Origin of the sequence: Streptacidiphilus sp. EB103A, assembly GCF_041261405.1 — a bacterium.
GTDB lineage: Bacteria > Actinomycetota > Actinomycetes > Streptomycetales > Streptomycetaceae > Streptacidiphilus.
Genome location: NZ_JBGCAQ010000022.1, coordinates 75,934 through 98,533, shown reverse-complemented (window position 1 = coordinate 98,533; position 22,600 = coordinate 75,934). Strand labels below are relative to the sequence as shown.

Genomic DNA, 22,600 nt, shown 5'->3' with positions numbered 1-22,600 from the left:
TCACGTGGCTGCAGGCAGATCCAAGGTCACCGCTGCGGGGAGGACCGCGCTGGAGCCGCCCACTGCCAGTTCGTACCGGCCGGGCAGCACGACCAGCCGTTCCTGCGCCGACGCGTAGTGGGCCAGGTTCGCGGCAGCCAGCTCGAAGGTGACGGCCCGGGTCTCGCCAGGGGCGAGCGTGACCCGGGAGAAGCCCTGGAGCTTGCGGAGCGGAGTGGGCGGTGCTTCGGGGTCGGCGTAGTGCGAGTAGAGCTGGACCACCTCCTGTCCCGGGCATCGGCCGGTGTTGGTCACGGTGGCGCGTACGGTGACGGATTCAACCGCTGCGTGCTCGCCTGCCCGGTTCGGCCTGGCTGTGAGATCCCCGTAGGCGAAGGTGGTGTAGGACAGCCCGTGACCGAAGGGGAAGAGGTGGTCACGCCGCGAGTACTGGTAGGTCCACTGCGAGCCGATGATGTCGTAGTCCTGGGGGGCGGGCAGCTGAGCGGTGGCGGCGTACCAGGTCTGGGGCAGCCTCCCGGCCGGGTTGTGGACGCCGGTGAGGCTCCGAGCCATGGCGGTGCCGAGCTCCTGGCCGCCGTGCGCGGTCCATAGGATGGCCGGGACGTGTTCGACCGCCCAGTCGATCGCATAGGGGTAACTGGCGACCAGAACGAGAACCAGGCCGGGGTGGGCGGCGGCGACCGCGCGCAGCAGTTCCTCCTGTCGCGCGGGCAGGGCGAGGCTGTCGCGATCGATGGTCTCGCGGCCGTTGATGTGCGGGTCGTTGCCCAGCACGACGATCACGTGATCCGCACCGTCCGCCGCAGCGACCGCCTCGTCGACTCCTGAGATCCGCACCTCCAGGCGGAAGCGGGTGGCCTGATCCGGGCTCTCGGCGTCGGCCAGCAGCCGACCGGTGCCCGGTTCCACCTGGAGGTAGCGGCGGCTGGTCTCGGCGTTGGAACGCACGATTATCCGCGAACCGGTTTCGTCGGCGGCCGGAGCCGGCTCGAACTCCCACAGTTCCTTGACGAACCAGCCGTCCACGCTTCCGGCCACCGCGGCGGCTTCGGTCTCCTCGGGGCCGGTCAGGCTCAGGTAGTTGCCGCTGACCACGTCCTGAAGGGTGTGCACCGGCACCGGGCATTGCACGCTGGTTCCCCAGTCCTGGTGCCGGTAGGGGCCGAACGCGTGGGTCCGGCCGCCGGTCTCAGCATGGAGCACGATCGTGTCGGCGCCGTCCACGGCGATGACCGGGCCGAGTTGCGGTGCCGCGCCGGCCAGGCCGTCGGCGATGCTGACCGCGTAGGGCAGGGCCCCGCTGTACCAGTCGGTCAGCACCCGGCTGCCCAGGTGCCCGATCACCGCGACGCCTCCCGGGCCGCCCGGTCCCGGAGCGAGCGGCAGCACGCCGTCGTTCTTGAGCAGCACGATCGACGCCTGTGCCGCCGCAAGCGCGAGTTCGCGGTGGGCCGCGCACACGACGGCGTCGGCGTCGATCATCCGGTAGGGGTCCGTGTCCGGGGCGAACTCGCCGGTGCGGGCGCGCAGCAGCAGCAGCCTGCGCACGGCGGTGTCGATGTCGGACTCGCTGACGAGGTCTTGGGCGAGGGCCTCGGTGAAGCGCTCGACGGTCGGGGCGGGATCCTCGTCGTTCTCGGTGTAGCTGTCCACCCCGGCCTTGAGCGCGGCTGCGTGGGCCTCCGCATGCGCGGGGTAGAACGCCTCGCGTTCCACCAGGTTCGAGGGGCCCCCTTGGTCCGAGCAGAGCGCGAGGTCCGGATCCCAGGAGTGCAGGCACTCGGCGAGCAGCGGGTGCACATGGTTCGGAACGCCGTTGACCAGGTTGTAGGCGGGCATCACTCCGGCGACGACGCCGGCCTCGATCGGGCCGCGGAAGGCCGGGAGTTCGTACTCGTGCAGCGTGCGTTCGGGGACGGTGATGTCGGCGGTGGCGCGGTCGGTCTCCAGGTTGTGCGCCAGGAAGTGCTTGAGCACCGGGGTGGTGCGCCATACCTGCGGGTCGTCGCCGCGCAGCCCCCGGCAGTAGGCCTCGGCCAACTGGGCGGTGGCGTAGGGGTCCTCGCTGTAGCCCTCCTCGTTGCGGCCCCAGCGCGGATCGCGCAGCGGGTTGACCACCGGGCCCCAGGCGTTGAGCGAGACGATCGGGGCCCTGCCCTGCGGTTCATTGGCGACGAGGGCTCCGGCCGGATCCTGGTGGAAGGCGCGCACTTCGGTGGAGACCGCCTCGCCGACCCGGCGCAGCAGGTCGCGGTCCCACGTGGCGCCCAGGCCGACCGCCTGCGGAAAGACCGTGGCGCGTCCAGCCCGGCAGACTCCGTGCAGCACCTCGCAACCGGTGACGAACGCGGCCAGCCCCAGGCGTGGCACAGCCGGCTGGTGCTGGTGCAGGAACGCGATCTTCTCGGCCGTGGTCAGCTGGGAGAGCAGCAGGTCGGCCTGCGCAGCGGGGGGAGGAGGCATGGAAGCGAGGGCTTTCTTCGGTGGCGGTGACGGTGAGGCATGCACAGACAATCGCCAAATTTGAATCGGTTAAACCCTTCCATGCGCCATCGTCGCCGTCAAGCCATTCGGCTCGTGGTTTGCCCAAACCCGACGGTTTGATGGCAAGTCTCGAGACCTGCGTGGTCGGGATGTTCCTGCTGGCGCCCTCTCGATTGAAGCGGTTAAGTATCAGACTCACGGCTGACGAATCGTCTTTCCGTAGGCCCTGCCGCCGAGCACCGGCCGGACCCGCTCGGCGGAGTCGTTTCGGTGCTCGAAAGCGGTTACCGCAGGACCGGGTTGGCCGGCGGCGCGGAGGCCGGTGCCGTGACGGCAGCCGGGTCCCCCGCGCACAGCCCGGTCGACCCGGTCGCCGTCCGCTACTTCGTCTGGGCGAACCGGCAGTTCGGCGCGATGCGCGTCTGGCTGCCGTCCTCCTGAGCCGCCGCCGGGCCGCCGCTCACTGTCGCGCGACGTCCGTCGCCCGGCTGCACCGGTCGAGCACCTCGGCCTCGAAGACGAGGGCCTCGCCAGGAGGCAGCGGCCGAACGCCGAGGCCGAGGCGGGCGAGTACCCGGCCCTGCGCGGTGACGGGGCTGTTCGACAGCTCGCGGCCGGACCCGGTGTACCGGGCGAGTTCCGGGGTCACCGAGATCCGGTAGACCGTGTCCGGGTCGAGGCCGGGAAGCGGCAGTCGCCGCGGCTTCCACGCGGTGGCGGGTTCGAGCTGGACGTACGTGAACACGGCGCGGCTGTGGTCCGCGGCCACGATCCCGTGCAGCAGCGCGGACTCGTCCGGCAGATCGGGGCGCACGCTGCGCCCCGTATGGATCAGGGGCCGCAGGCGCTTGTACGCGGCGACCCAGTCGGTGAGTTCCGCGAGTTCGTCCGGCGTGCACGCGCCAAGGTCCCATTCGATGCCGGCGTGCCCGAACAAGGAGGTCGCGCAGCGCAGCGAGAGGGACTGGGCGCGGCCGGTGGCGTGGGTGAAGCCCTGGCCGACATGGGTGCCGAGCAGTTCGGGCGGCAGCAGCAGGCCGGTCCAGCGCTGGATGCGCTGGCGGTCGACGGCGTCCAGGTTGTCGGAGGCCCACACCCGGTCGGTGCGCTGCACCATGCCCAGATCGGTACGGGCGCCACCGCCCGAGCAGGATTCGATCTCCAGGTGCGGATGCCGGTCCCGCACGGTGTCGATCAGCCGGTAGACGGCGAGGGTCTGCGCGTGGACGCCGGCCGCGCCCTGGTGCACCGCCGCCATCAGCGGCCTGTTGTGGTCCCATTTCACGTACCCGATCGGATACTCGGTGAGAATCGCGTCGATCCGCCCCAGGACGTAGGCGAAGGCATCGGGGTTCGCGAGGTCCAGGATGTGCTGGTTGCGGGCCTCGGACGGCAGCCGGCCGGGGGCGGCCAGCACCCAGTCCGGGTGCTGCCGGTACAGGTCGGAATCGGGGTTGACCATCTCCGGCTCGAACCAGAGCCCGAAGTCCAGGCCGAGGCCGTGCACGTGCTTGATGAGCGGATGCAGTCCGTCGGGGTAGACGGTCTCGTCGACGAACCAGTCGCCGAGACCGGCCCGGTCGTCGCGGCGGTGGCAAAACCAGCCGTCGTCCAGGACGAAGCGCTCGGCGCCGACCGCCGCCGCGAGGCCTACGAGATCCATCAGCCGGTCGAGATCGTGATCGAAGTAGGTCGCCTCCCAGTTGTTGATGTGGACCCGGCGTGGCGTCTTAGGATGCTGCGGGCGTGCCCGCAGGAGGGCGTGGAAGCGGTCGCCGATCCCGTCGAGTCCGTCCGGGGAGTAGGCGAAGTGGACCCAGGGAGTGCGGTAGCGGGAACCAGCGGAGAGGCGTACCTCACCGGGCAGCAGCCGCTCGGCCCCGCAGAGGACGGCGGTCCGCTCGGCGAAGCGCTCGGCGTAGAGCTCGGTGTCCCCGCTCCAGGCCACGTGTGCCGCCCAGACCTCGCCGTGCCGGAACCCGAAGCCCGGAGTGCCCGCGACGAGCAGGGTCGGCGCGTCGTGGCCCGGCTTGCCCTGCCAGGTCTCCCGCAGGTGGGCGCCGTCGACGAGCCTGCTGCGCTGCGGAGTGCGCTCCCGGCCCCAGCGGCCGGTGAAGTCGAGCAGTTCCTCGGCGGCGTCGGGCAACGGCAGCATGGCGCGCAGCGCCGCGAGGCTCCAGACGTCCTCGCCGGTGTTGGTGAGGGTGGAGCGCAGCTGGATCAAGCCCTGCGGGGTCAGTCGGAGTTCGACCACGATGTCCAGGCCCGCCTCCTGGTCGGCCGCGTGCACGGTGAGGTGGAAGCCTCCGTCCGGTTCCGTGCGGTGCGCGACCGGCTCGGTGAGGAGGAGCCGGGGGTGCGGCCACTGGCCGGAGCGATCGCCCTGGAGCCCTGGTCGGCCCACCCAGTCGACGGACTGCAGCGGGATCAGCGGGACGGCCGGGGACTGCGGGCTCCAGCCGAGCACCGCGTTCGAGGCGTCGACAGGCCCGGCCGGCAGGCCGAGTTCGCCGCCCCAGTACAGCACCCGGGGGAGCACGGTGCCGCCGACATCGATCACCAGGCTGACGCCGCCTGCGGAGAATGCGAGGAGCGCCGGATCGGCTGCGGTCAGCACGTGTAGTCCAGCCAGTCGAAGTGGACGGTGCCCTCGGCGGCGTACAGGCCGAGGACGCGGCCGGTGAAGCCGCCGGCGACCTCGGTGGACACGTACCGTCCGTCGAGCGTGGCGAGCGGGTGGAAGGCGCCGTCCGGCTGTTCGAAGCCGAGGGTGACCGGATTGAGTGGGATGACCCAGGGTTCGGGCGCGTGCTCCGGCGGCAGCATCCTGATGCCGAGGGCCACGGGTCCCTCGCCGACCTCTGCGACCGCGACCACGGTGCGCAGCGGGCCGATCCGGGCATGGACCCGGACTTCGCGCCCGTCGGCCTCGATCTCGTAGTGGTGGTCCTCGTCGAGGCGCACGGCCAGCCCGCCGCGCCCCTCCGCCGGATCGATCAGCGTCCGCACCGTGCAGGTGTGGTGCTGTTGACGGCGGCCGAGGAAGGTGACGTCCGGGGCGTCGAGGGAGCCGCCACGCGCGCGCAGGGTCAGCCAGCCGGGTCGCGTGCCGGTGTCGCAGGTCTCCACGTCGCGGGACCTCAGCGAGATCCAGCGAGGATGCAGCGGGCCGGGGTCGAAGTCCTCGCGGACCGGTTCTTCGGCGGCCGGCTTCAGCGGCCAGCCGGGCGCGTCCATGGCCAGGGCCAGCTCGCCGACGACCGGCCAGCCGTCCACCCAGGCGACCGGTGCCAGGAAGGTCTCCCGGCCGAGCACGTGCCAGCTCGGGCAGGCGCCCTGCGGCCGCGCCCCCAGCAGGACCATCCACCAGGAGCCGTCGGGGCCCTCTACCAGGTCGCCGTGCCCGGTGTTCTGGACCGGGCTGCCGACTCCGCGGTGGGTGAGGATCGGATTGGCCGGGCACGGCTCGAAGGGGCCGTCGGGTCGCGGACCACGCGCGATCGAGACCGAGTGCCCGCGCTCGGTGCCGCCCTCGGCGATCATCAGGTACCAGTAATCGCCTATGTGGTACAGGTGCGGGGCCTCGGGTGCCGTGGCGCCCGGCGTGCCGGACCAGGTCCTGCTGAGCTCGCTGAGCAGCTTTCCGGTGGCCAGGTCCACCCGCAGTTGGCTGACGCCTGCGATGGTGATCCAGCAGTCACCGCTCTCGTCCCAGGCCAGGTCGGGGTCGATGCCCGGCACCTCCGGCAGCGCGAGCGGCTCGGACCAAGGGCCGGCCGCGTCGGCTGCGGTGACCAGCAGGTTCCCGCCGTCGCTGACATTCGTGACGATCAGGTGGAAAGTGCCGTCGTGGTGTCGGAGCGTCGGGGCGTAGATCCCGCCGTAGGCACCCTTCTCAGGCGGCAGACGCAGCTGGCTCGGCCGGTCGAGCACGTTGCCGATCTGGGTCCAGTGCACCAGGTCGCGGCTGTGGAAGATCGGCACACCCGGGAAGTACTCGAAGCTGGAACAGGCCAGGTAGTAGTCGGAACCGACCCGACACACGCTCGGATCCGGGTGGAACCCGGGGATGACGGGGTTCCACCACGCGGGGTGGAGGGGGGAGTCGGTTTCGGATGGAGATCCAGACACGTGGGACCGTCGCAGCACTAGAAGGGAAATTGAACCGGTTCTACCCTGGCAGCGCCCCCTGGGGCCGTCAAGGTTGCGTGCATCCTGGAGATTTACAATGCACCCACCCTTGCCACGTACTTCACGCCGCTGTAACTTCCATTCGGCACTGAACCGCTTCAAGTGGCTGGATGCGCACAAAGCCAGGGACAAGGTGGCGAAATCCGAGGACGTCGTTCCTCGCTCGCCGCCGCAACGGCGATCGCCTCGAAGAAGACATCCGCGTCACCGTCCGGGTTTCGAAGAAGATCCTTAATTGGTGAAAGGTGTGACCATCATGGCTCCGCATTCCTCACCCTCCGGCCCCAGCCGCCGGACCCTCCTCCGCAACACCGCGTTCGGCGTCAGCGCCGCCGCGCTCGGCACGCCGCTGCTGTCCGCGTGCGGCGGAGGCGCCTCAGGCAGCGGCAAAGGCGGCACAAGCAGCAAGAAGGGCCTGGCCGCGGCACTGCCCGACTACGTACCCAGCACGGTAGGCACGGCCGACATCCCCTCCGTCGTATTCCCGAACGGCTCGGTCACGGAACCGGGCTACCTCGCCTATCCCTCCGAGCCCGTCACCACGGTGAAGAAGACTCCGGGGACGGGGGGTCGCTACTCGTCGAGCACACCGATATGGGGCACCATCCCGGCCGCCGACAACCAGTACTACCAGGCCATGTCCAAGGCGCTGGGCACCACGATCACCATGCAGCCCGGCAATGGAAACACCTACGCCACCGCCCTGGCCACGCTCTCCGCCGCCGACAAACTCCCGGACTGGGTACAGATCCCCAACTGGATGAACGGCCAGGTCCAGACCGGTGAGCTGGTGGGCAAGCACTTGGCCGACCTGACGCCCTACCTCTCGGGCGACAACGTCAAGGAGTACCCCAACCTGGCAGCCATCCCCAGCAGCGGCTGGATGTCCGGTGCCTGGGAGGACAAGGTCTACGGCATCCCGTGCTTCACCACCGGCACAGGCTTCGGCCAGCTCCTCTTCTACCGGCAGGACGTGTTCCAGGACCACGGCATCGCCGCCGCCGACGTCAAGTCCGCGGCCGATCTGATGAGCGTCGGCAAGGAACTCACCGACGCCAAGGCGGGGCGCTGGGCGTTCGACGACATCTGGACGTACTTCAACTGCGCGTTCGGAGTGCCGCAGAAGTACCGGGTGGACGGCGGCAAACTGGTCCACAAGTACCAGACACCGGAGATCCTCGAGGCCCTCGCCTGGCACTACAAGCTGGCGAAGTCCGGTCTCATGAACCCGGACGCGCTGGCCGGCGACGTCAATGACGGCAAGACCCGGTTCTACGCCGGCAAGACCCTCATCGCGGGCGACGGCATGGGCGCCTGGGGCGTCGGAGACGCGCAGTCGGGTCAGGCCGCGAACAAGAAGTACCAGCGCGGCCTGCTCCCGGTCTTCGCCGCGGACGGCAACTCCAAGCCGTACATCTACATCGGCTCGGGAACCCAGTTCGTGAGCTACCTCAACGCGCGCCTTAAGCCGAGCCAGATACGCGAGTTGCTCGCCGTGGCCAACTACCTCGCTGCGCCGTGGGGCTCGGCCGAGTACACGATGTCCATCTACGGTGTCAAAGGCGTGGACTACAACCTGGTCAACGGGGTTCCCACCGCGACTGCCGCCGGGCAGTCAACCGTCCAGCAGGCCACCTACCCCTTCCTGGCGGCGTGCCCGAACACCGTGAACAACCCGGGCTACCCCGAGATGACCAAAGCGATCTGCGCCTGGCTCAAGGCCACCGCGCCGTATGCGACCAAGCCGGTCTTCTGGAACCTGAACTTCACGGTCCCCAGCCGATACAGCGCCGCCGAATCGGCGCAGGCCGTCGAGGACACCATCACGTCCGTCATTCACGGCCTCAAGCCCGTCTCGGCGTTCCAGGACGCGGTCAGCACCTGGCAGCGCAACGGCGGTGACCAGCTGGTGGGCTGGTACCAGGACGACGTCCTCGCCAAGTACGGCACCGGCCAGTAGGGCGGCGCGCGGATCGGCACGCCGTGACCAGGCCGCCGGCGCGACGGAGACCGCGTCCCGGACGGATCCAGCCGACCTCAGGAGAGAGAGTGCCCACTAAAGTCGCCGAAGACAGCGCGCACAGCCCGCGTCACGAGCCACGGCGGAAATCCGCCGGACGCAAGGCGAGCCCGGCGGACGCCGGGCGGAAGCTCACCGTGCGGATACGGATACGCCGCGACAAGTCCCTGATCTTCATGACCCTGCCGGTCGTCGTCCTGCTGCTGGTCTTCAACTACGTCCCGATCCTCGGGAACATCGTCGCCTTCAAGTACTACGACCCACTCGTCGGAGTGATCAACAGCGAGTGGATCGGACTGGACAACTTCCGCCAGTTGTTCGGCGATCCTCTCTTCTGGCAGGCCCTGACGAACACCCTGGAGCTCAGCGTCGTCCAGCTGATGCTGTTCTTCCCGGTGCCGATCCTGCTCGCGCTGCTGCTCAACTCGGTGCTGAGCACCCGGATCCGCTCAGTCATCCAGTCGGTCACCCTCCTGCCCCACTTCTTCTCCTGGGTCCTGACGATCACCCTGTTCCAACAGATGCTGGGAGGAGCCGGACTCCTCAACCAGTTCCTGCGCAACCACGACATGACGCCGTGGAACATCATGACCAACCCGCACACCTTCCAACTGCTGGTGACCTCCCAGGTCGTGTGGAAGGACTCGGGCTGGGGCATCATCGTCTTCCTCGCCGCGCTCGCGGGGATCGACCAGAACCTCTACGAGGCGGCGGCCGTGGACGGCGCGAACCGCTGGCGCCGCATGTGGCACATCACGCTGCCGGGAATCCGCGCCGTCACCGTGCTGATGCTGGTACTTCGCCTCGGCAACATCCTCAGCATCGGATTCGAGCAACTACTCATCCAGCGGGCCGCGGTCGGGCACGATGCCGCCGACGTGCTCGACACCTTCTCCTTCTACTACGGCATCGCCACCAACAACTACGGCTACGGCGTGGCCGCCGGCATCTTCAAGAGCGTCATCTCGCTGCTACTGCTGTGGGGCGCCAACAAGCTCGCACACGCCCTGGGCGAGGACGGACTGTACCGCCGATGACCACGTCGATCGCAGCCACGACGGCTGCCCGCCGCCGCAACCCCAACCGCCCGGTGTGGGAGGAACCGCCTTCCGCCGCCGGCCAGGCCGGAAAGGGAGCCGTCCTCGTCGTCATCCTGCTCGTCATCCTGGTGCCGCTGTGGTCCGTGGTGATCACCAGTCTGTCCAGCCCGTCGGCGATCAACACAGCCGGGGGCATGGTCCTGATACCGAACGGCCTGAGCCTGAACGCCTACGACACCATCCTGCGGGGCGGCCCTGTCGCCCAGGCGCTCCTGGTGAGCCTCGCCATCACTGTCGTAGGCACCCTGTTCTCGATGGTGATCTCGGTGTTGTGCGCCTACGGGCTGTCCCGCACGGGCTCGCTGGGTCACCGCACGATCCTGATGCTGCTGATCGTCTCCATGTTCGTGAGCGCCGGGCTGATCCCCAGCTACCTGATGGTCGTGGGACTGGGCGGATACGACCAGTACTGGGCGCTGATCGTGCCGAGCGCGGTCAACGTGTTCAACATCATCGTGCTGCGCGCCTTCTACGCAGGCACGGCCACGGAACTGATCGACGCCGCCAGGATGGACGGCGCAAGCGAATGGCGCATCCTGTGGTCGGTGGTGCTGCCCACCTCACGCGCAGTCACCGCGGTGGTCACGCTGTTCTACGCCGTCGGCTACTGGAACTCCTTCTTCAACGTGATGCTCTACATGCCGCTCGACAGCGGGAAGTGGCCCCTCCAGTACGTGCTGTACCAGTACGTCAGTCTCGGCTTCAACATGCCCGGGCAGACCAACTCCGGTTTCGGCCACGGCCAGTCGCAGACGGCGCCGCTGTCGCTCCAGATGGCGGTGGTCGTACTGACGCTGCTCCCCGTCGTCGCCGCGTTCCCCTTCCTGCAGAAGCACCTGGCCAAAGGCATGCTCACCGGCGCGATCAAAGGCTGACGCATCATGGTTCACCGCATCACCGAACGTCTCGGCGGTCTCGCCTTCGGCGGCGACTACAACCCGGAGCAGTGGAGCGAGCAGGTCTGGAAGGAGGACGACCTGCTGATGCGCGAAGCGCAGGTCAACCTGGTCACGGTCGGCGTGTTCTCATGGGCGCTGCTCGAACCCGAGGAGGGCCGGTACGAATTCGGCTGGCTGGACACCCACCTGGACCGGCTGCATGCGGCCGGCGTCGCCGTGGACCTGGCCACACCCACCGCCTCCCCGCCGCCCTGGTTCACCCTGGCCCACCCCGAAGCCCTGACGGTCACCGCGGACGGCACCCGGCTCACCCATGGCAGCCGTGACACCTACTGCCTGGCGGCACCGGCCTACCGGCGCGCCGCCACCGCCATCGCCGACGCTCTGGCCGAGCGCTACGGGGACCATCCCGCGGTATGCATGTGGCACGTACACAACGAGTACGCGACGGTGTGCCACTGCGACCAGGCGGCGGCGGCATTCCGTGTCTGGCTGCACCGCAGGTACGGCACCCTGGACGCCCTCAACGACGCCTGGGGAACCGCGTTCTGGAGCCAGCGCTACAACACCTGGGAGCAGATCCTGCCGCCGCGCGCGACGCAGTGGCACCACAACCCGGGCCACACCCTGGACTGGCGCCGCTTCTTCTCCGACGAGACGCTGACCGCCTACCGCGAGCAGCGCGAGGCGATTCGCGCACACAGCGACCGGCCGGTGACCACCAACCTGATGCTACCCGGGTACCAGGTTCTCGACCTGTGGAAGTTCGGCCGCGAGGTCGACTTCGTCGGCATCGACCACTATCCGGTCGCGCCGGGGGTCGAGGCCGGCGCCGACACCGCCTTCGGCGCGGACCGGGCCCGCTCGTTCGGAGCGGGCAAGCCCTGGCTGCTGATCGAGCAGGGCACCAGCACCGTCCACACACCCGACGGCACGCTCGGCAAGGAGCCCGGCGACATCCTGCGGCACACCCTGGGGCACATCGCTCGCGGTTCGGAGGGCGCGCTGTTCTTCCAGTGGCGCCAGTCCAGGACGGGGGCCGAGCTGTGGCACTCGGCGATCGTCCCGCACGCCGGACCGGACACCCGCATCTTCCGCGAGGCACGCGCCACCGGTGCCGCCGTGGCACGGCTGGGCGAAGTCGCCGGCTCCATCGTGCGGGCCCGCGCGGCGGTGCTGCACGATGCGGACGTCTGGTGGGCACTGGACACCCGCGGGCTACCGCCCACCGGACCCAGCCATCACGACAGCCTCCGACGGGCCCACCGTGCACTGTGGGACGCCGGCGTCACCACGGACTTCGCACACCCGGGAGACGACCTGGTCCGCTACCCGCTCGTGGTCGCCCCCAGTCTCTACCTGCTGTCCGACGCGTCGGCCTCCGCACTGCGCCGGTACGTCGAGCAAGGCGGCACCCTCCTCGTCGAGCACTTCGCCGGAGCGGTGGACGAGCACCACCAGGCCAGGCTCGGGGGCTACCCGGCCGCCCCGCTCCGCGCGGCCCTCGGCATCCGCGTGGAGGAGTACCGGCCGCTGGCAGCCTCACAGGCACTCATGCTCTCCGACGGAACGAGGGGCATGGACTGGAGCGAGTCGCTGCGTCTGGAAGGCGCCACCTCGATCACCTCCTACGCCTCCGGCATGCTCGCGGGCCGACCGGCGGTGACACGCCATCAGTTCGGACGGGGCAGCGCCTGGTACCTGTCCACCCGGCTGGAGGACGACCACTACGCAGCATTGCTCGGCCGAGTACGCGCAGCCGCGGGGGTCGGTCCCGAGATCGCCGGTCTTCCGCCGAACGTCGAGGCCGTACGCCGCCACGCCCAGGACGGCCGCAGCTGGCTGTTCCTCCTCAACCACGGTGACACCGCAAGGCACCTCCCCGTCACCGGCCATGACCTGCTCACCGACGAGCCGGTCAGCCCGCGCGGGCTGACACTCCCCGCCCATGGCGCGGCGGTCCTGCGCCACGACTGACACCGCCCGCAGCGGGCCCCGACCCCCGTCAGCCATACCCAGAGCCGATGGCCCACTGTTCTCGTGATCAGTGCGGGCCCACACCGGAAAGGCAGGACCCCGCCATGCCCCCCACCCCGCACTTCTCCCGCCGAGCGCTGCTGGCAGCCGGCGCATCCGCAGCAGCGTTCCCCTTGCTCGGTCCCACCGCATCCGCCCGCGCCGCATCCGCCCGCACCGCCACGAGCGCGAGATGCGCGCCGTACACCTTCCGCAACGCGGAGATCGTCGGCGGCGGCTTCGTCCCCGGCATCATCTTCAACCAGAGCGAACCCGGGCTGGTGTACGCCCGCACCGACATCGGCGGCGCCTACCGCTTCGACACTGCGGCCAAGCGATGGATTCCCCTCACCGACTGGATCGGCTGGGACGAGTACGGACACACCGGCATCATCAGCATCGCCACCGACGAGGTCGATCCCGACCGGGTCTACCTGGCGGCGGGCACCTACACGAATCCCGATTGGGACCCGAACCCGGCGGCGATCCTGCGCTCGTCCGACCGGGGCCGCAGCTGGCAGACCACTCGCCTGCCGTTCCGGCTCGGCGGCAACATGCCCGGCCGCGGCATCGGCGAGCGGCTGGCCGTCGACCCCAGCGGCAACAGAATCCTCTACCTCGGAGTGCGCGGCGGCTACGGGCTGTGGCGGAGCACCGACTACGGCAAAACCCTCGCGCAGGTGACCAACTTCCCCAACGTCGGCAACTTCACTCCCGACCCAACCGACACCAGCGGGTACAGCAACGACAACCTCGGCGTGCTGCAGGTCCTCTTCGACAAGCGAACCGGCAAGGCCGGCAGGGCCACCCGAACCCTGTACGTTACCGTCGCCGACACCGACAACATCCTGTACCGGTCCACCGACGCGGGAGCGACCTGGGCGCGCGTGCCCGGACAGCCCACCGGCTACATCCCGCACAAGGCGGTCTTCGACCACGTCGGCGGCTACCTCTATCTGGCGACCAGCAACACCGCCGGCCCGTACGACGGCTCCAAGGGCGACGTATGGAAACTGGACACCGCCAACGACACCTGGACCTGCATCAGCCCGGTCCCGTCCACCAGCGACAACGACACCTTCGGCTACAGCGGCCTCACCATCGACCGGCAGAACCCGAACACCCTGATGGTGTCCACCCAGGTCGACTGGTACCCCGACTGCATCCTCTTCCGATCCACCGACGGCGGCGCGAGCTGGACCCGGGCGTGGGACTGGGGCACCTACCCCGACCGGACCCTCCGCTACGACATGGACATCTCCACCGCCCCCTGGCTGGCCTGGAACGCCTCACCGTCGCTCCCCGAGATGGCCCCCAAGCTGGGCTGGATGATGGAGTCCGTCGAGATCGACCCTTCCGACTCCGGCCACTTTCTCTACGGAACCGGCGCGACGATCTACGGAGCGGACAACCTGACCGACTGGGACAGCGGCGCCACGGTGCATCTGACCGTGCGGGCCCAGGGCCTGGAGGAGACCTCGGTCGGCTGTGTGATCAGCCCGCCGACCGGCGCGGCGCACCTCTTCTCAGGCGTCGGCGACGTCGGCGGTTTCCGGCACACGGATCTCCACAAGGCACCGAAGATGTACGACACCCCGACCTTCGGTGCCACACCGGCCCTGGACTACGCGCAGCTGGCGCCACACGTCATCGTGCGCGTCGGCAGTCCCACCAGCGGCTGGACCCAGCACTTCGCCATCTCCACGGACAGCGGCGACACCTGGACACCGTCGGGCAGTGAGCCGTCCGGCGTCACGGGGCCCGGAGTCGACGACCAGGCCGTCGCCGTCAGCGCGGACGGCAAGCGGATCGTCTGGTCTCCAGCCGGCGCACCGGTCAGCTGGTCCAGCGACAGCGGTGCCACCTGGACGGCATCGACCGGGCTGGCGAACGGAGTTCCGGTGCGCTCGGACAGGGTGAACCCGGCGAAGTTCTACGCCTACGACGCCGGCGTCTTCTACGTCAGCACGGACGGCGGCAACAGGTTCACGGCGACGGCGGCGACCGGCCTGCCCACCTCGGGCAATGTCCGGTTCAAGCCGGCGCCTGGGCACGAGGGCGACATCTGGCTCGCCGGCGGCACCAGCAAATCCACCACCCCCACGCCGTACGGGCTGTGGCGGTCGACCGACTCCGGGGCATCGTTCACCAGGTCCGACGCGGTGGACGAGGGCGACGTGGTCGGCTTCGGCAAGGCCGCGCCGGGCGCCTCCTATCCCGCTGTCTACACCAGCTCCAAGATCAACGGCGTGCGCGGCATCTTCAGGTCCGACGACGCCGGCCGGAGCTGGATTCGCATCAACGACGACCGGCACCAGTACGCCTGGACCGGTAACACCATGACTGGAGACCCGCGGGTCTACGGCCGCGTCTACTTCGGGACCAACGGACGCGGAGTCATCTACGGCGACACCAAGTGACGCCGTCCAGGTCGTCATGGCAGCGAACTGCCATGACGGCCATCTCCTCCATCGATTCATTTCTCTGTGCCACCTCACTGCAGGAGGATTGATGAAGTTCCGCATCGGCTGGGCCGCCTTGCTCGCGGCGCTGGCCCTCGTCTTCACCGTGCCGAACTCGGCTATGGCCGCCTCGGCCACGTACTACTTCAAGTACTACAACACCGGAGGCAGCGCTTCGACCTGGTACACCAACGACAACTCGTGGGGTGTGAACTCCTCGACCGGCACCGGCTTCGTCGCCATGTTCGACGGCGAGGACTGGGGCAACACCTCCCCGGTGACCACGCTCCCGAAGAAGCTCAGCGCCATCAGCTCCAGCAACACGACCTGGTTCTCCCAGACGTCGTCCCCGGCCTCGGGCTCGTACTACGACGCCACGTACGACATCTTCATCGACCCGACCGCCGGGCCCACCAACCGCAACTCCCGCAACGAGCTGATGATCTGGCTCAACTGGTCGAACACCCAGCCGCTGGCCAGCTCCTACGACGCCAACGGCAACGCGGTCCCGACCGCGACCAATGTCAGCCTCGGCGGCCGCACCTGGAACATCTACGAGTACAACTGGCCGGACGGCGTCAGCCACACCATCAGCTACCTGGACACCAGCAAGTCGGGCTGGTGGTCCGGCAGCCTCACCCCGTTCTTCAACTGGGGAATCAACGGCGGCTATTTCACCAGCGCGCAGTACCTCAACAGCATCATGGCCGGCTGGGAGTTCGGGCCGGGCAGCTACACCGCCACGTCCTGGGGCGTCGCGGGCTTCTGACCTCGCGAGAACCCAAGGCGGCCATCCCATCCGAAAGACAGCCACTCATCCAGGGGGCCGGGGCGACACCGTCCCGGCCCCCTGCATTCGGCACAGGGACCCTCCCCCGGCGGGCGGCCCGCCGGGGGGATGTTCGCCGACTGCGGGTCTACTGGGCCGTGATGGCGAAGCCGTTGAACTGCGCGTGGTCGAGCGAGGCGAAGGCATTGAGCATGATCTGGCCACTGGCGTTCGCGGTGGCCGTGAACGTCTCGTCGACAGCGGCGTTCTCGCCGCCGGCCGCGGCGACTATGTCGAAGTTCGTCAGCGCGGGCACGTTGTTGATGTCCACGGTGAAGACTCGCTTGCCAGTCGCGTTGTAGTAGTTGTCCGCGAAGTTCAGCCGCACTGTGTACGAGGCACCCGACTTGAATCCGGACACCAGGTAGGCGACCGTCGTGCCGTAGCGGTTGCTCTGGTAGACGGCCTGCGGCGCCGGACTGGTGACCCCGGTGGTGGTGACCGTGCTGGTCGTGGAAGCTGCTGCGGTGGTGTTGCTGGACATGTACGACATGTCCGCCTGGTACGAGCCGGTCGCGCTGCCGCCGGCGTTCACGGAGAGGCTCTGCGGGACGATCTCTATCCCGTCGACCTTTGCGTTGTCCGTCACCGAGGTGAAGGTCACGACTATCGCCTTGTCGGCGTTGGGCACAGCGGTGAACTGCTGGACGACAGCCTTGTACTCGGCGCCCGTGGTGGCGTAGATGTCGAAGTTCGTGAGCACCTGTGTGCCGTTGATGCTCACGTTGAAGCTGCGCTTTCCTGCGGCGTTGAAGTAGTTCTCGGAGAAGTGCAGCCGGACCGTGTAGTTCATTCCCGCGACCAGATTGGGAACGGTGTAGGTGGAGTTGCCGTAGCGCTCGTGCTGGTAGACCGACTGCGGCGCGGGGTTGGTGACAGCGCTGGTGTCGACGGCATGCGATGTCGAGTTGGTGCCTCCGCCGGAAGCGTAGTCGGTGTCGGCCACGTACGCGCCCGAGGCGCCTCCGCCCGCGCTGATCGCCGTGTAGGTCGAGGTCGAGAGCCTCGTGACGCAGCCGATGAGGCTGCACCCCGGTGACCAGTCGGTCCCGCCGTACTCGTAGGCCCCCAGGTCGGGCGCGGAGCCCACGTAGCCGTCGGTGATCCCGGGGATGACCTGACCCTTGTCGATGGCCGCTGACGCGGTCGAGAGCGGGTGGAAGTCACCGTTGACCGGGTCGGTGAAGAGCGTGCCGGGCTGTGTGGTGACCGCAAGGTTGTCGGTCATGGTCGCGTGCGAGGCGGAGGTGTCCGCGGCGATCGAGCTGTAGCCGAGGATGTTGTTCTCGATCACCGTGCCGGTGGAGCTGCTGGACAGCCCCCCGATGCTGTGCCACGGCACCGGCCCGATTGTGTTGTTGTAGATGAGGTTGTTGCGTGATGTCTGGTCGCCACCGCTGCCGTTGATGGTGATGCCGGTGCCGACGTTCCAGACCACGTTGTGGTGGACGGTGTATCCGTTGGCCGAGTTGTCGACGTAGACACCGGCGGCGTAGTTGGAGCTGATCACCGTCGTGGCGTCGTGGACCCAGTTGTGGTCGATGCTGGTCCCGTTGCCGTTGTTGCTGGCGTTGACCGTGTAGATTCCGCCCAGATCCGCGGTCTGCAGACCGAAGTCGAAGACGTTGTTGTACGAGATCTGCGAGGTGCTGTCCGCTGCCGTCACCAGTGACGAGTCGATCCCGTCCCGACCGGTGTTGTAGATCGTGTTGTGCGAGATTGTGAAGCTGTCGACGTCGCTGGTGTTGTACGCCAGCCATTTGACGGCCGCGTTGTAGGTACCGCTGGTGTCCGTGTCGTGGATCAGGTTGTTCGTCACCGTCATGTTGGCGCCTCTGATCAGGACTCCGTTGCCCGCGGTGTAGGCGATCGTGCTGTTCTCCAACGTCTCGTACGATCCCTGCAGCAGGATGCCGGTGTACGACGCGTGCGTGCAGTAGATGCCGCACCCGCCGCTGGTCTCGTTCGGGTCGTTGGTCGAGGTGTAGAACTGGTTGAGGTACTGCGCGGTGATGCCATCGAGTGTGTTGTGGCTGCTCGTGCTCGACGTCAGGACGGTCGACGAGAGCAGGTTCAGGCCCGTGACATTGACGTACGACCGACCGCTGAGGTCGAAACCGTTCTTGCGCTGCCGGGCTTCGACGGTGTAGTTCGACGGGCTGTCGCCCTTGGGCGTCCAGACGTAGAGCTTGGAGTTGGCCCAGTCGTACCACCACTGTCCGGCGCTGGTCAGCGCGGCCAGGCCGTTGTTGCCGCCGGTGAGGTAGTAGTGGGCACCGGAGCCCGCGGTGTCGCCGCTGTTGCTCCGGCTGAAGGTGATCGTCGGCTCGGTGGTGTCGGCGTAGGAGGTGACCACACCCGACTGGTCCGACCATGCCTTGGCGTTGTACCAGTGGACGATCGCGCCGGTCCAGTTGATGTTCGGCATCTTCGCGTCGCCGATAACGCCCGTCGACGAGGTGGCGTCGGCGACCGACGTCGCAGGATGCGACGGATCGGCGCCGGCGACCGCCGGCCAGTGCACCTCCGGCAGCATCGTGCCGTTGACGAAGACCTGGTTCGCTTCCAGGCCGGTTGCGCTGACTGCGGCTTCGTTGCTCACCGGGAGGTGCGCACTGGCGACGTAGACGTTGGTCGAATACTGCGTCCAACCGGAAACGGCGTCGGCGCCGTCGACGGTGACCGCGGCTCCGTTGTAGGGGGCAAAGGTGATGGGCGCGGAACTGGTGCCCGAGTTGGCCGGGGTGATCGTCTCGTGGTAGGCACCGGCCATGACCAGGCAGCTGTCGCCGGCTACCGCGATATCGGCGCACTTCTGAATTGTCCGCAACGGCGTGCTGGTTGACGTTCCGCTGTTGCTGTCGCTGCCGCTGGTGGAAACGTAGTACGTCGTACCGGCCGCCGCGGCGAGCGGGAGGCCGGCGATTTGTACGACGCCGTTGGCAGCTGTCAGCGTGATGACCGCCAGGACGATGCGCAGTACCAGGCGTCTCATAGGGGTGGCGAGAGGCACGATTCCTCCATTGGAATGCTGGATCTCGTGGGTGGGTCAGCCCTTCTCCGCGCCGGCCAGGCGGGCGGAGGTCAGGTAGCGCTGGGCGAAGACGAACATGAGCAGGATCGGGATGACGGTGAGCAGTCCGGCCAGCGCGACATCGGGCAGAGTGAGCGTCACCTGCGAGAAGTTGGGATTGCCCGAGACCACATCGGCCAGCGGCAGGACGCCCAGCCCCACCGGGAGGGGGTAGGAACTGGTGTCGTTGAGCATGAGATAAGGCAGCATGTAGTTGGTCCACGCGCCGACGAAGCCGAAGAAGCCGATGAGCGCGGCGAGCGGTTTGGCCAGCGGCAGGGCGATCGAGAGGAAGATCCGCAGTTCGCTCGCCCCGTCCATGCGTGCCGCCTCCAGGAGTTGGTCGGGCAGCCCGCCGGAGAAGAACGTGTAGGCCAGGTACACGCCCCACGGGTAGAACGCCATCGGCAGGATCACCGACCAGACGGTGCCGGTCAGATGGACGGCGCTGAGCTCCACGTACAGCGGCAGGATCGTGGCCGCGGCCGGCACGATCATCGCGATCAGCGTGGTGAGCAGCAGGGCCTTGCGGCCCACGAAGGTGTACTTCGCCAGGCCGTAGCCGGCCGTGATGCACAGCAACAGGCTGAGCGCGACGCTGGAGACCGCGTAGACAAGGGAGTTCTCGATCCAGCGCACGATGACGCCGTCGTCGAAGCGGTACAGGTCGTTCCAGGCTCTGATGATGTTGCCGGGGTTGCCGATCCCGAACGGGGAGCCGTGCTTGATCTGGTCCCCGGTCCTGGTCGGGGCGAGCAGCAGCCACAGGACCGGGGTCGCGAAGGCCACGGCGGCCGCCAGCAGGAGCAGGTCCCTGGCCAGCGCGCTGACAGACAGTCCACGGCTGCCGGAGGATTTGTTCTCCATATCGTTCCCCGCTCTAGTCGGCCTGGTAGAACTTGGTGCGGTAGATCACGTAGAGCGCCGCGGCCAGGCCCATCGCCATCAGCAGCAGGGAGAGCACTGAGGCTCTGCCGAAGGAGAGTTCGTCGGTCGCGTAGGCGTAGGACAGCTGGTTCGGCGACCAGGTCTTGGGCATCGCGGCGTTGGACACCGTGTAGAGCAGCTGCGGTTCGACGAACAACTGGCTGCCGCCGGCGAAGGACGTGATGACGATGAAGGCCAGGTACTTGCGCACCATGGGCAGTTTGATGTGCAGTGCCTGCTGCCAGCCGTTGGCGCCGTCGATCCGCGCGGCCTCCAGCACCTCGTCGGGGATCGACTGCAGGGCGCCGTAGAGGATGACGATCCAACCGCCCGCACCGGCCTCGACGGCCATGGCGGTCAGCAGCAGCGGCAACCATCCACTGCCGATGATGTCGCTGTCGGCGTGCACCCCGATCGCCGTCAGCACACCCCGGAAGGGTCCGTAGGTGGGCGAGATCATGAAGATCCACATCAGCACGGACGCCGAGCCGGTGACCGCGCCGGGCAGGTAGTAGACGAAGCGCATGACCGCACCGAACCTGCCCCTGCGGGCATGGACCAGCAGCGCGAGGGAAACCACGGTCAGGAGCAGCAGCGGCAGGAACACGACGAGGTACACCACGATGTGCTCCATCGCGGGCGCCAGCCGGTAGTCGCTCACGACGTTGGTCCAGTTGTCCAAGCCCATGCTGTCGCCGCCGAACGGGCTGGTGACCACGAAGCTCTCGTAGACGCCGTAGACCAACGGGACGATGCCGAAGACCAGCAGAAAGGCCGCGTAGGGCAGCACGAACGCGGTTCCGGCCCGGCGGGCCGTACGCTTCCGCGAGCGGCGCGGCGCCCCGTTGGCAGAGGCAGCGGCCCGAGGTGCCGCTGGACGGTCGACCACGGTCATTGCTGCACCTGGTAGCCGGCATTGGAGGCGGCCTGGTCCAGGTCGCTCTGCCAGGTGGTGAGCGACGCGGTCAGGTCGGACTTGGCGTTCGCGGCCTTGATGAAGGTCTGCGCGTAGGAGTCGTCGAACTGCGCCTCGAACCTGATGTAGTTGAAGGTCGGCGAGATCAGCCCCGCCTCCTTGACCTCCGCGGGGCACGGGTCGGCAGAGTAGAAGGCGTCGGAGGCGCGGGCCGCGCACCAGACCTTGGCCGCGGGGGTGTAGGCCGGCAGGGTCGAGGAGGCGACGATCCCCTTCGCGTCCGTGCTCTGGGTGAGCCAGGAGACCATGTCGGCGGCGCCCTTCATGTTCTTGCTGTGCGAGGAGACCATCCACAGCCCGCCGCCCTCGGCACCGGCCACCTGCGTGCTCGAGCCGGGCCAGGTCGGCATGGTGTAGGCGGCCAGTTCCCCGTTGGGGATCTTGTACGTGCCCTTGAAGGCGTACTCACCGAACCAGGCGGCTGCCGGGTACATCAGGAGCTTGTCCTTGCTGCCGTAGTTCGCGACGAAGGACGTGTCCCAGGGGCTGGCGGTGGTCACCGATCCGTTCGCGACCAGCGGTTGGAGCAGCTTCGCGACGCGGGTGCAGTTCTCCGTCGACAGGTTGATCTTCACATGGGTGGGGTCGGTCACCTGTCGGTTCTCACAGCCGCTGGAGGCGAAGAAGACACCGTAGCCGTCGCGGTCGTTGACGCCGCCGATCAGGTAGCCCGGGTGCTCGGCGGCCAGGCGCCGGCCCAGCGCCTGGTAGGCCGCCCAGGTGGTGGGCACCGTGTACCCGAACTGCTTCATCAGCTTCGTATTCACCCACAGCACCGTCGGCGCAACGTCATTGGGCAGGCAGAAAACCTTGCCGCCATAGGTGCAGTTGGCCAGCGTTCCATCCGCGTACTGGGCACGCGTGGAAGCCGGGACGAGGTCCCCGAGCGGTTCAGCGAAGTTCAGCGGGGCGGCGGCGAGCGAGGCGACGTCGGAGGGCTGGCCGGTGAAGACCACGTCCGGCCAGCCGGACCCTGCCTTGTCGTCCAGCGCGATCTTCTGGGCGACCGTGCTGGTCGAGTCCTCAAGCACGATCTTCACTTTCACCGCGGGGTGCGTCGCGGCGTACTGCTCGACAGCCGGCTGGCGGGTGTCGTCCGTCAGTACGGTCAGCGTCGCCGTGCTGTCAGAGGTGTAGCTCGCGGCGCTGCTCGGGCCGCTGCTGCCGGCGCAGGCGCTGCTCACCAGCAGCAGGGAGGCTGCTGCAGCGGCTGCGGCAGCGGCACGCACAGCGGATCTGGCTGCGTGGTCGTGGGGCATCGTGAAGGAATCCTTTCGGGAGATACCGGCCGGAGGCATCGGCCTGATGACGGCACGGTGCGCGGGGAGACGTGTCGACTCCAGGTCGACCGGTGCCGCCGAGTGTTACCGCGACCACTTGTGGTGTCAATACCTCTCGCAGCAACACTCAGGCAATGGAACCGTCATCGGCCGATCATGCGGAACCGGTCAGGCCGGACAGCTTCGCACACCTGTGGAATCTGCGGGAACGGAGCAAAGAAACAGCTCACACGCCATGTTCCGGCCAGCATGAGCCTTGCCGCCATCGCCAGCGGGCCCCACGCCCACTGCGCCGTGACCGCCTCCATCCGCAAGCTCCATTGACGCGAGGAATGTTCTC

14 protein-coding genes are annotated in these 22,600 nt (G+C 68.2%); 7 read left to right on the top strand and 7 right to left on the bottom strand.

Translation table 11 applies throughout. The features are described 5' to 3' along the window. The gene (locus tag ABH941_RS31965; RefSeq protein WP_370133065.1) at positions 1-2,466 is read right to left on the bottom strand and encodes a glycoside hydrolase family 3 C-terminal domain-containing protein; all 2,466 of its coding nucleotides are present in this window, start codon (positions 2,464-2,466) and stop codon (positions 1-3) included. A gap of 291 nt (positions 2,467-2,757) precedes the next feature. On the opposite strand from ABH941_RS31965, the gene ABH941_RS31960 reads away from it, so the two are divergent. Then, positions 2,758-2,928 (top strand): hypothetical protein, encoded by a 171-nt coding sequence (locus tag ABH941_RS31960; RefSeq protein ID WP_370133064.1) that lies wholly within the window; start codon positions 2,758-2,760, stop codon positions 2,926-2,928. 19 nt (positions 2,929-2,947) lie between these two features. On the opposite strand, the gene ABH941_RS31955 is transcribed toward ABH941_RS31960, so the two are convergent. Next, a complete protein-coding gene (locus tag ABH941_RS31955; RefSeq protein ID WP_370133063.1) occupies positions 2,948-5,104 on the bottom strand; it encodes an alpha-galactosidase in 2,157 nt (718 codons plus the stop codon). After that, positions 5,098-6,531 (bottom strand): glycoside hydrolase family 43 protein, encoded by a 1,434-nt coding sequence (locus tag ABH941_RS31950; protein WP_370133062.1) that lies wholly within the window; start codon positions 6,529-6,531, stop codon positions 5,098-5,100. The genes ABH941_RS31955 and ABH941_RS31950 overlap by 7 nt, the downstream gene beginning before the upstream one ends. Before the next feature lie 403 nt (positions 6,532-6,934). Here ABH941_RS31950 and ABH941_RS31945 point away from each other — a divergent pair, with 403 nt between their 5' ends. The 6 genes from ABH941_RS31945 (at position 6,935) to ABH941_RS31920 (ending at position 15,944) form a co-directional block, all read left to right on the top strand. Then, positions 6,935-8,638, top strand: coding sequence for an ABC transporter substrate-binding protein (locus ABH941_RS31945; protein WP_370133061.1), 1,704 nt, complete (start codon positions 6,935-6,937; stop codon positions 8,636-8,638). 89 nt (positions 8,639-8,727) lie between these two features. Then, complete coding sequence (locus tag ABH941_RS31940; protein ID WP_370133060.1) at positions 8,728-9,735, top strand: ABC transporter permease; 1,008 nt, start codon at positions 8,728-8,730, stop codon at positions 9,733-9,735. Continuing rightward, a complete protein-coding gene (locus ABH941_RS31935) occupies positions 9,732-10,673 on the top strand; it encodes a carbohydrate ABC transporter permease (RefSeq protein WP_370133059.1) in 942 nt (313 codons plus the stop codon). The genes ABH941_RS31940 and ABH941_RS31935 overlap by 4 nt, the downstream gene beginning before the upstream one ends. A 6-nt stretch (positions 10,674-10,679) precedes the next feature. Continuing rightward, a complete protein-coding gene (locus ABH941_RS31930) occupies positions 10,680-12,674 on the top strand; it encodes a beta-galactosidase (RefSeq protein ID WP_370133058.1) in 1,995 nt (664 codons plus the stop codon). Between the two features lie 104 nt (positions 12,675-12,778). Next, complete coding sequence (locus ABH941_RS31925) at positions 12,779-15,133, top strand: xyloglucanase (RefSeq protein ID WP_370133057.1); 2,355 nt, start codon at positions 12,779-12,781, stop codon at positions 15,131-15,133. Positions 15,134-15,224: 91 nt separating this feature from the next. Further along, positions 15,225-15,944, top strand: coding sequence for a cellulase B precursor (locus tag ABH941_RS31920; RefSeq protein ID WP_370133056.1), 720 nt, complete (start codon positions 15,225-15,227; stop codon positions 15,942-15,944). Between the two features lie 148 nt (positions 15,945-16,092). On the opposite strand, the gene ABH941_RS31915 is transcribed toward ABH941_RS31920, so the two are convergent. Genes ABH941_RS31915 through ABH941_RS31900 form a run of 4 tightly spaced genes read right to left on the bottom strand, consistent with a single transcriptional unit; the run spans position 16,093 to position 22,239 of the window. Beyond that, entirely contained in the window at positions 16,093-19,017 is a 2,925-nt protein-coding gene (locus tag ABH941_RS31915; RefSeq protein ID WP_370133055.1) for a malectin domain-containing carbohydrate-binding protein, read from the bottom strand. A 36-nt stretch (positions 19,018-19,053) separates the two neighbouring features. Continuing rightward, positions 19,054-19,944 (bottom strand): carbohydrate ABC transporter permease, encoded by an 891-nt coding sequence (locus tag ABH941_RS31910; protein WP_370133054.1) that lies wholly within the window; start codon positions 19,942-19,944, stop codon positions 19,054-19,056. Between the two features lie 13 nt (positions 19,945-19,957). Then, positions 19,958-20,899: a carbohydrate ABC transporter permease gene (locus tag ABH941_RS31905; RefSeq protein ID WP_370133053.1), complete on the bottom strand. Its 942-nt coding sequence runs from the start codon at positions 20,897-20,899 to the stop codon at positions 19,958-19,960. Beyond that, complete coding sequence (locus tag ABH941_RS31900; RefSeq protein ID WP_370133052.1) at positions 20,896-22,239, bottom strand: ABC transporter substrate-binding protein; 1,344 nt, start codon at positions 22,237-22,239, stop codon at positions 20,896-20,898. The genes ABH941_RS31905 and ABH941_RS31900 overlap by 4 nt, the downstream gene beginning before the upstream one ends. Between the last annotated feature and the right edge of the window lie 361 nt (positions 22,240-22,600).

Bases quoted from the DNA above. Each gene is read 5' to 3' on its own strand.
- ABH941_RS31935 (WP_370133059.1), top strand. From the start codon at position 9,732: ATGACCACGTCGATCGCAGCCACGACGGCTGCCCGCCGCCGCAACCCC.
- ABH941_RS31900 (WP_370133052.1), bottom strand. From the start codon at position 22,239: ATGCCCCACGACCACGCAGCCAGATCCGCTGTGCGTGCCGCTGCCGCA.
- ABH941_RS31905 (WP_370133053.1), bottom strand. From the start codon at position 20,899: ATGACCGTGGTCGACCGTCCAGCGGCACCTCGGGCCGCTGCCTCTGCC.
- ABH941_RS31945 (WP_370133061.1), top strand. From the start codon at position 6,935: ATGGCTCCGCATTCCTCACCCTCCGGCCCCAGCCGCCGGACCCTCCTC.
- ABH941_RS31965 (WP_370133065.1), bottom strand. From the start codon at position 2,466: ATGCCTCCTCCCCCCGCTGCGCAGGCCGACCTGCTGCTCTCCCAGCTG.
- ABH941_RS31910 (WP_370133054.1), bottom strand. From the start codon at position 19,944: ATGGAGAACAAATCCTCCGGCAGCCGTGGACTGTCTGTCAGCGCGCTG.
- ABH941_RS31925 (WP_370133057.1), top strand. From the start codon at position 12,779: ATGCCCCCCACCCCGCACTTCTCCCGCCGAGCGCTGCTGGCAGCCGGC.
- ABH941_RS31930 (WP_370133058.1), top strand. From the start codon at position 10,680: ATGGTTCACCGCATCACCGAACGTCTCGGCGGTCTCGCCTTCGGCGGC.
- ABH941_RS31920 (WP_370133056.1), top strand. From the start codon at position 15,225: ATGAAGTTCCGCATCGGCTGGGCCGCCTTGCTCGCGGCGCTGGCCCTC.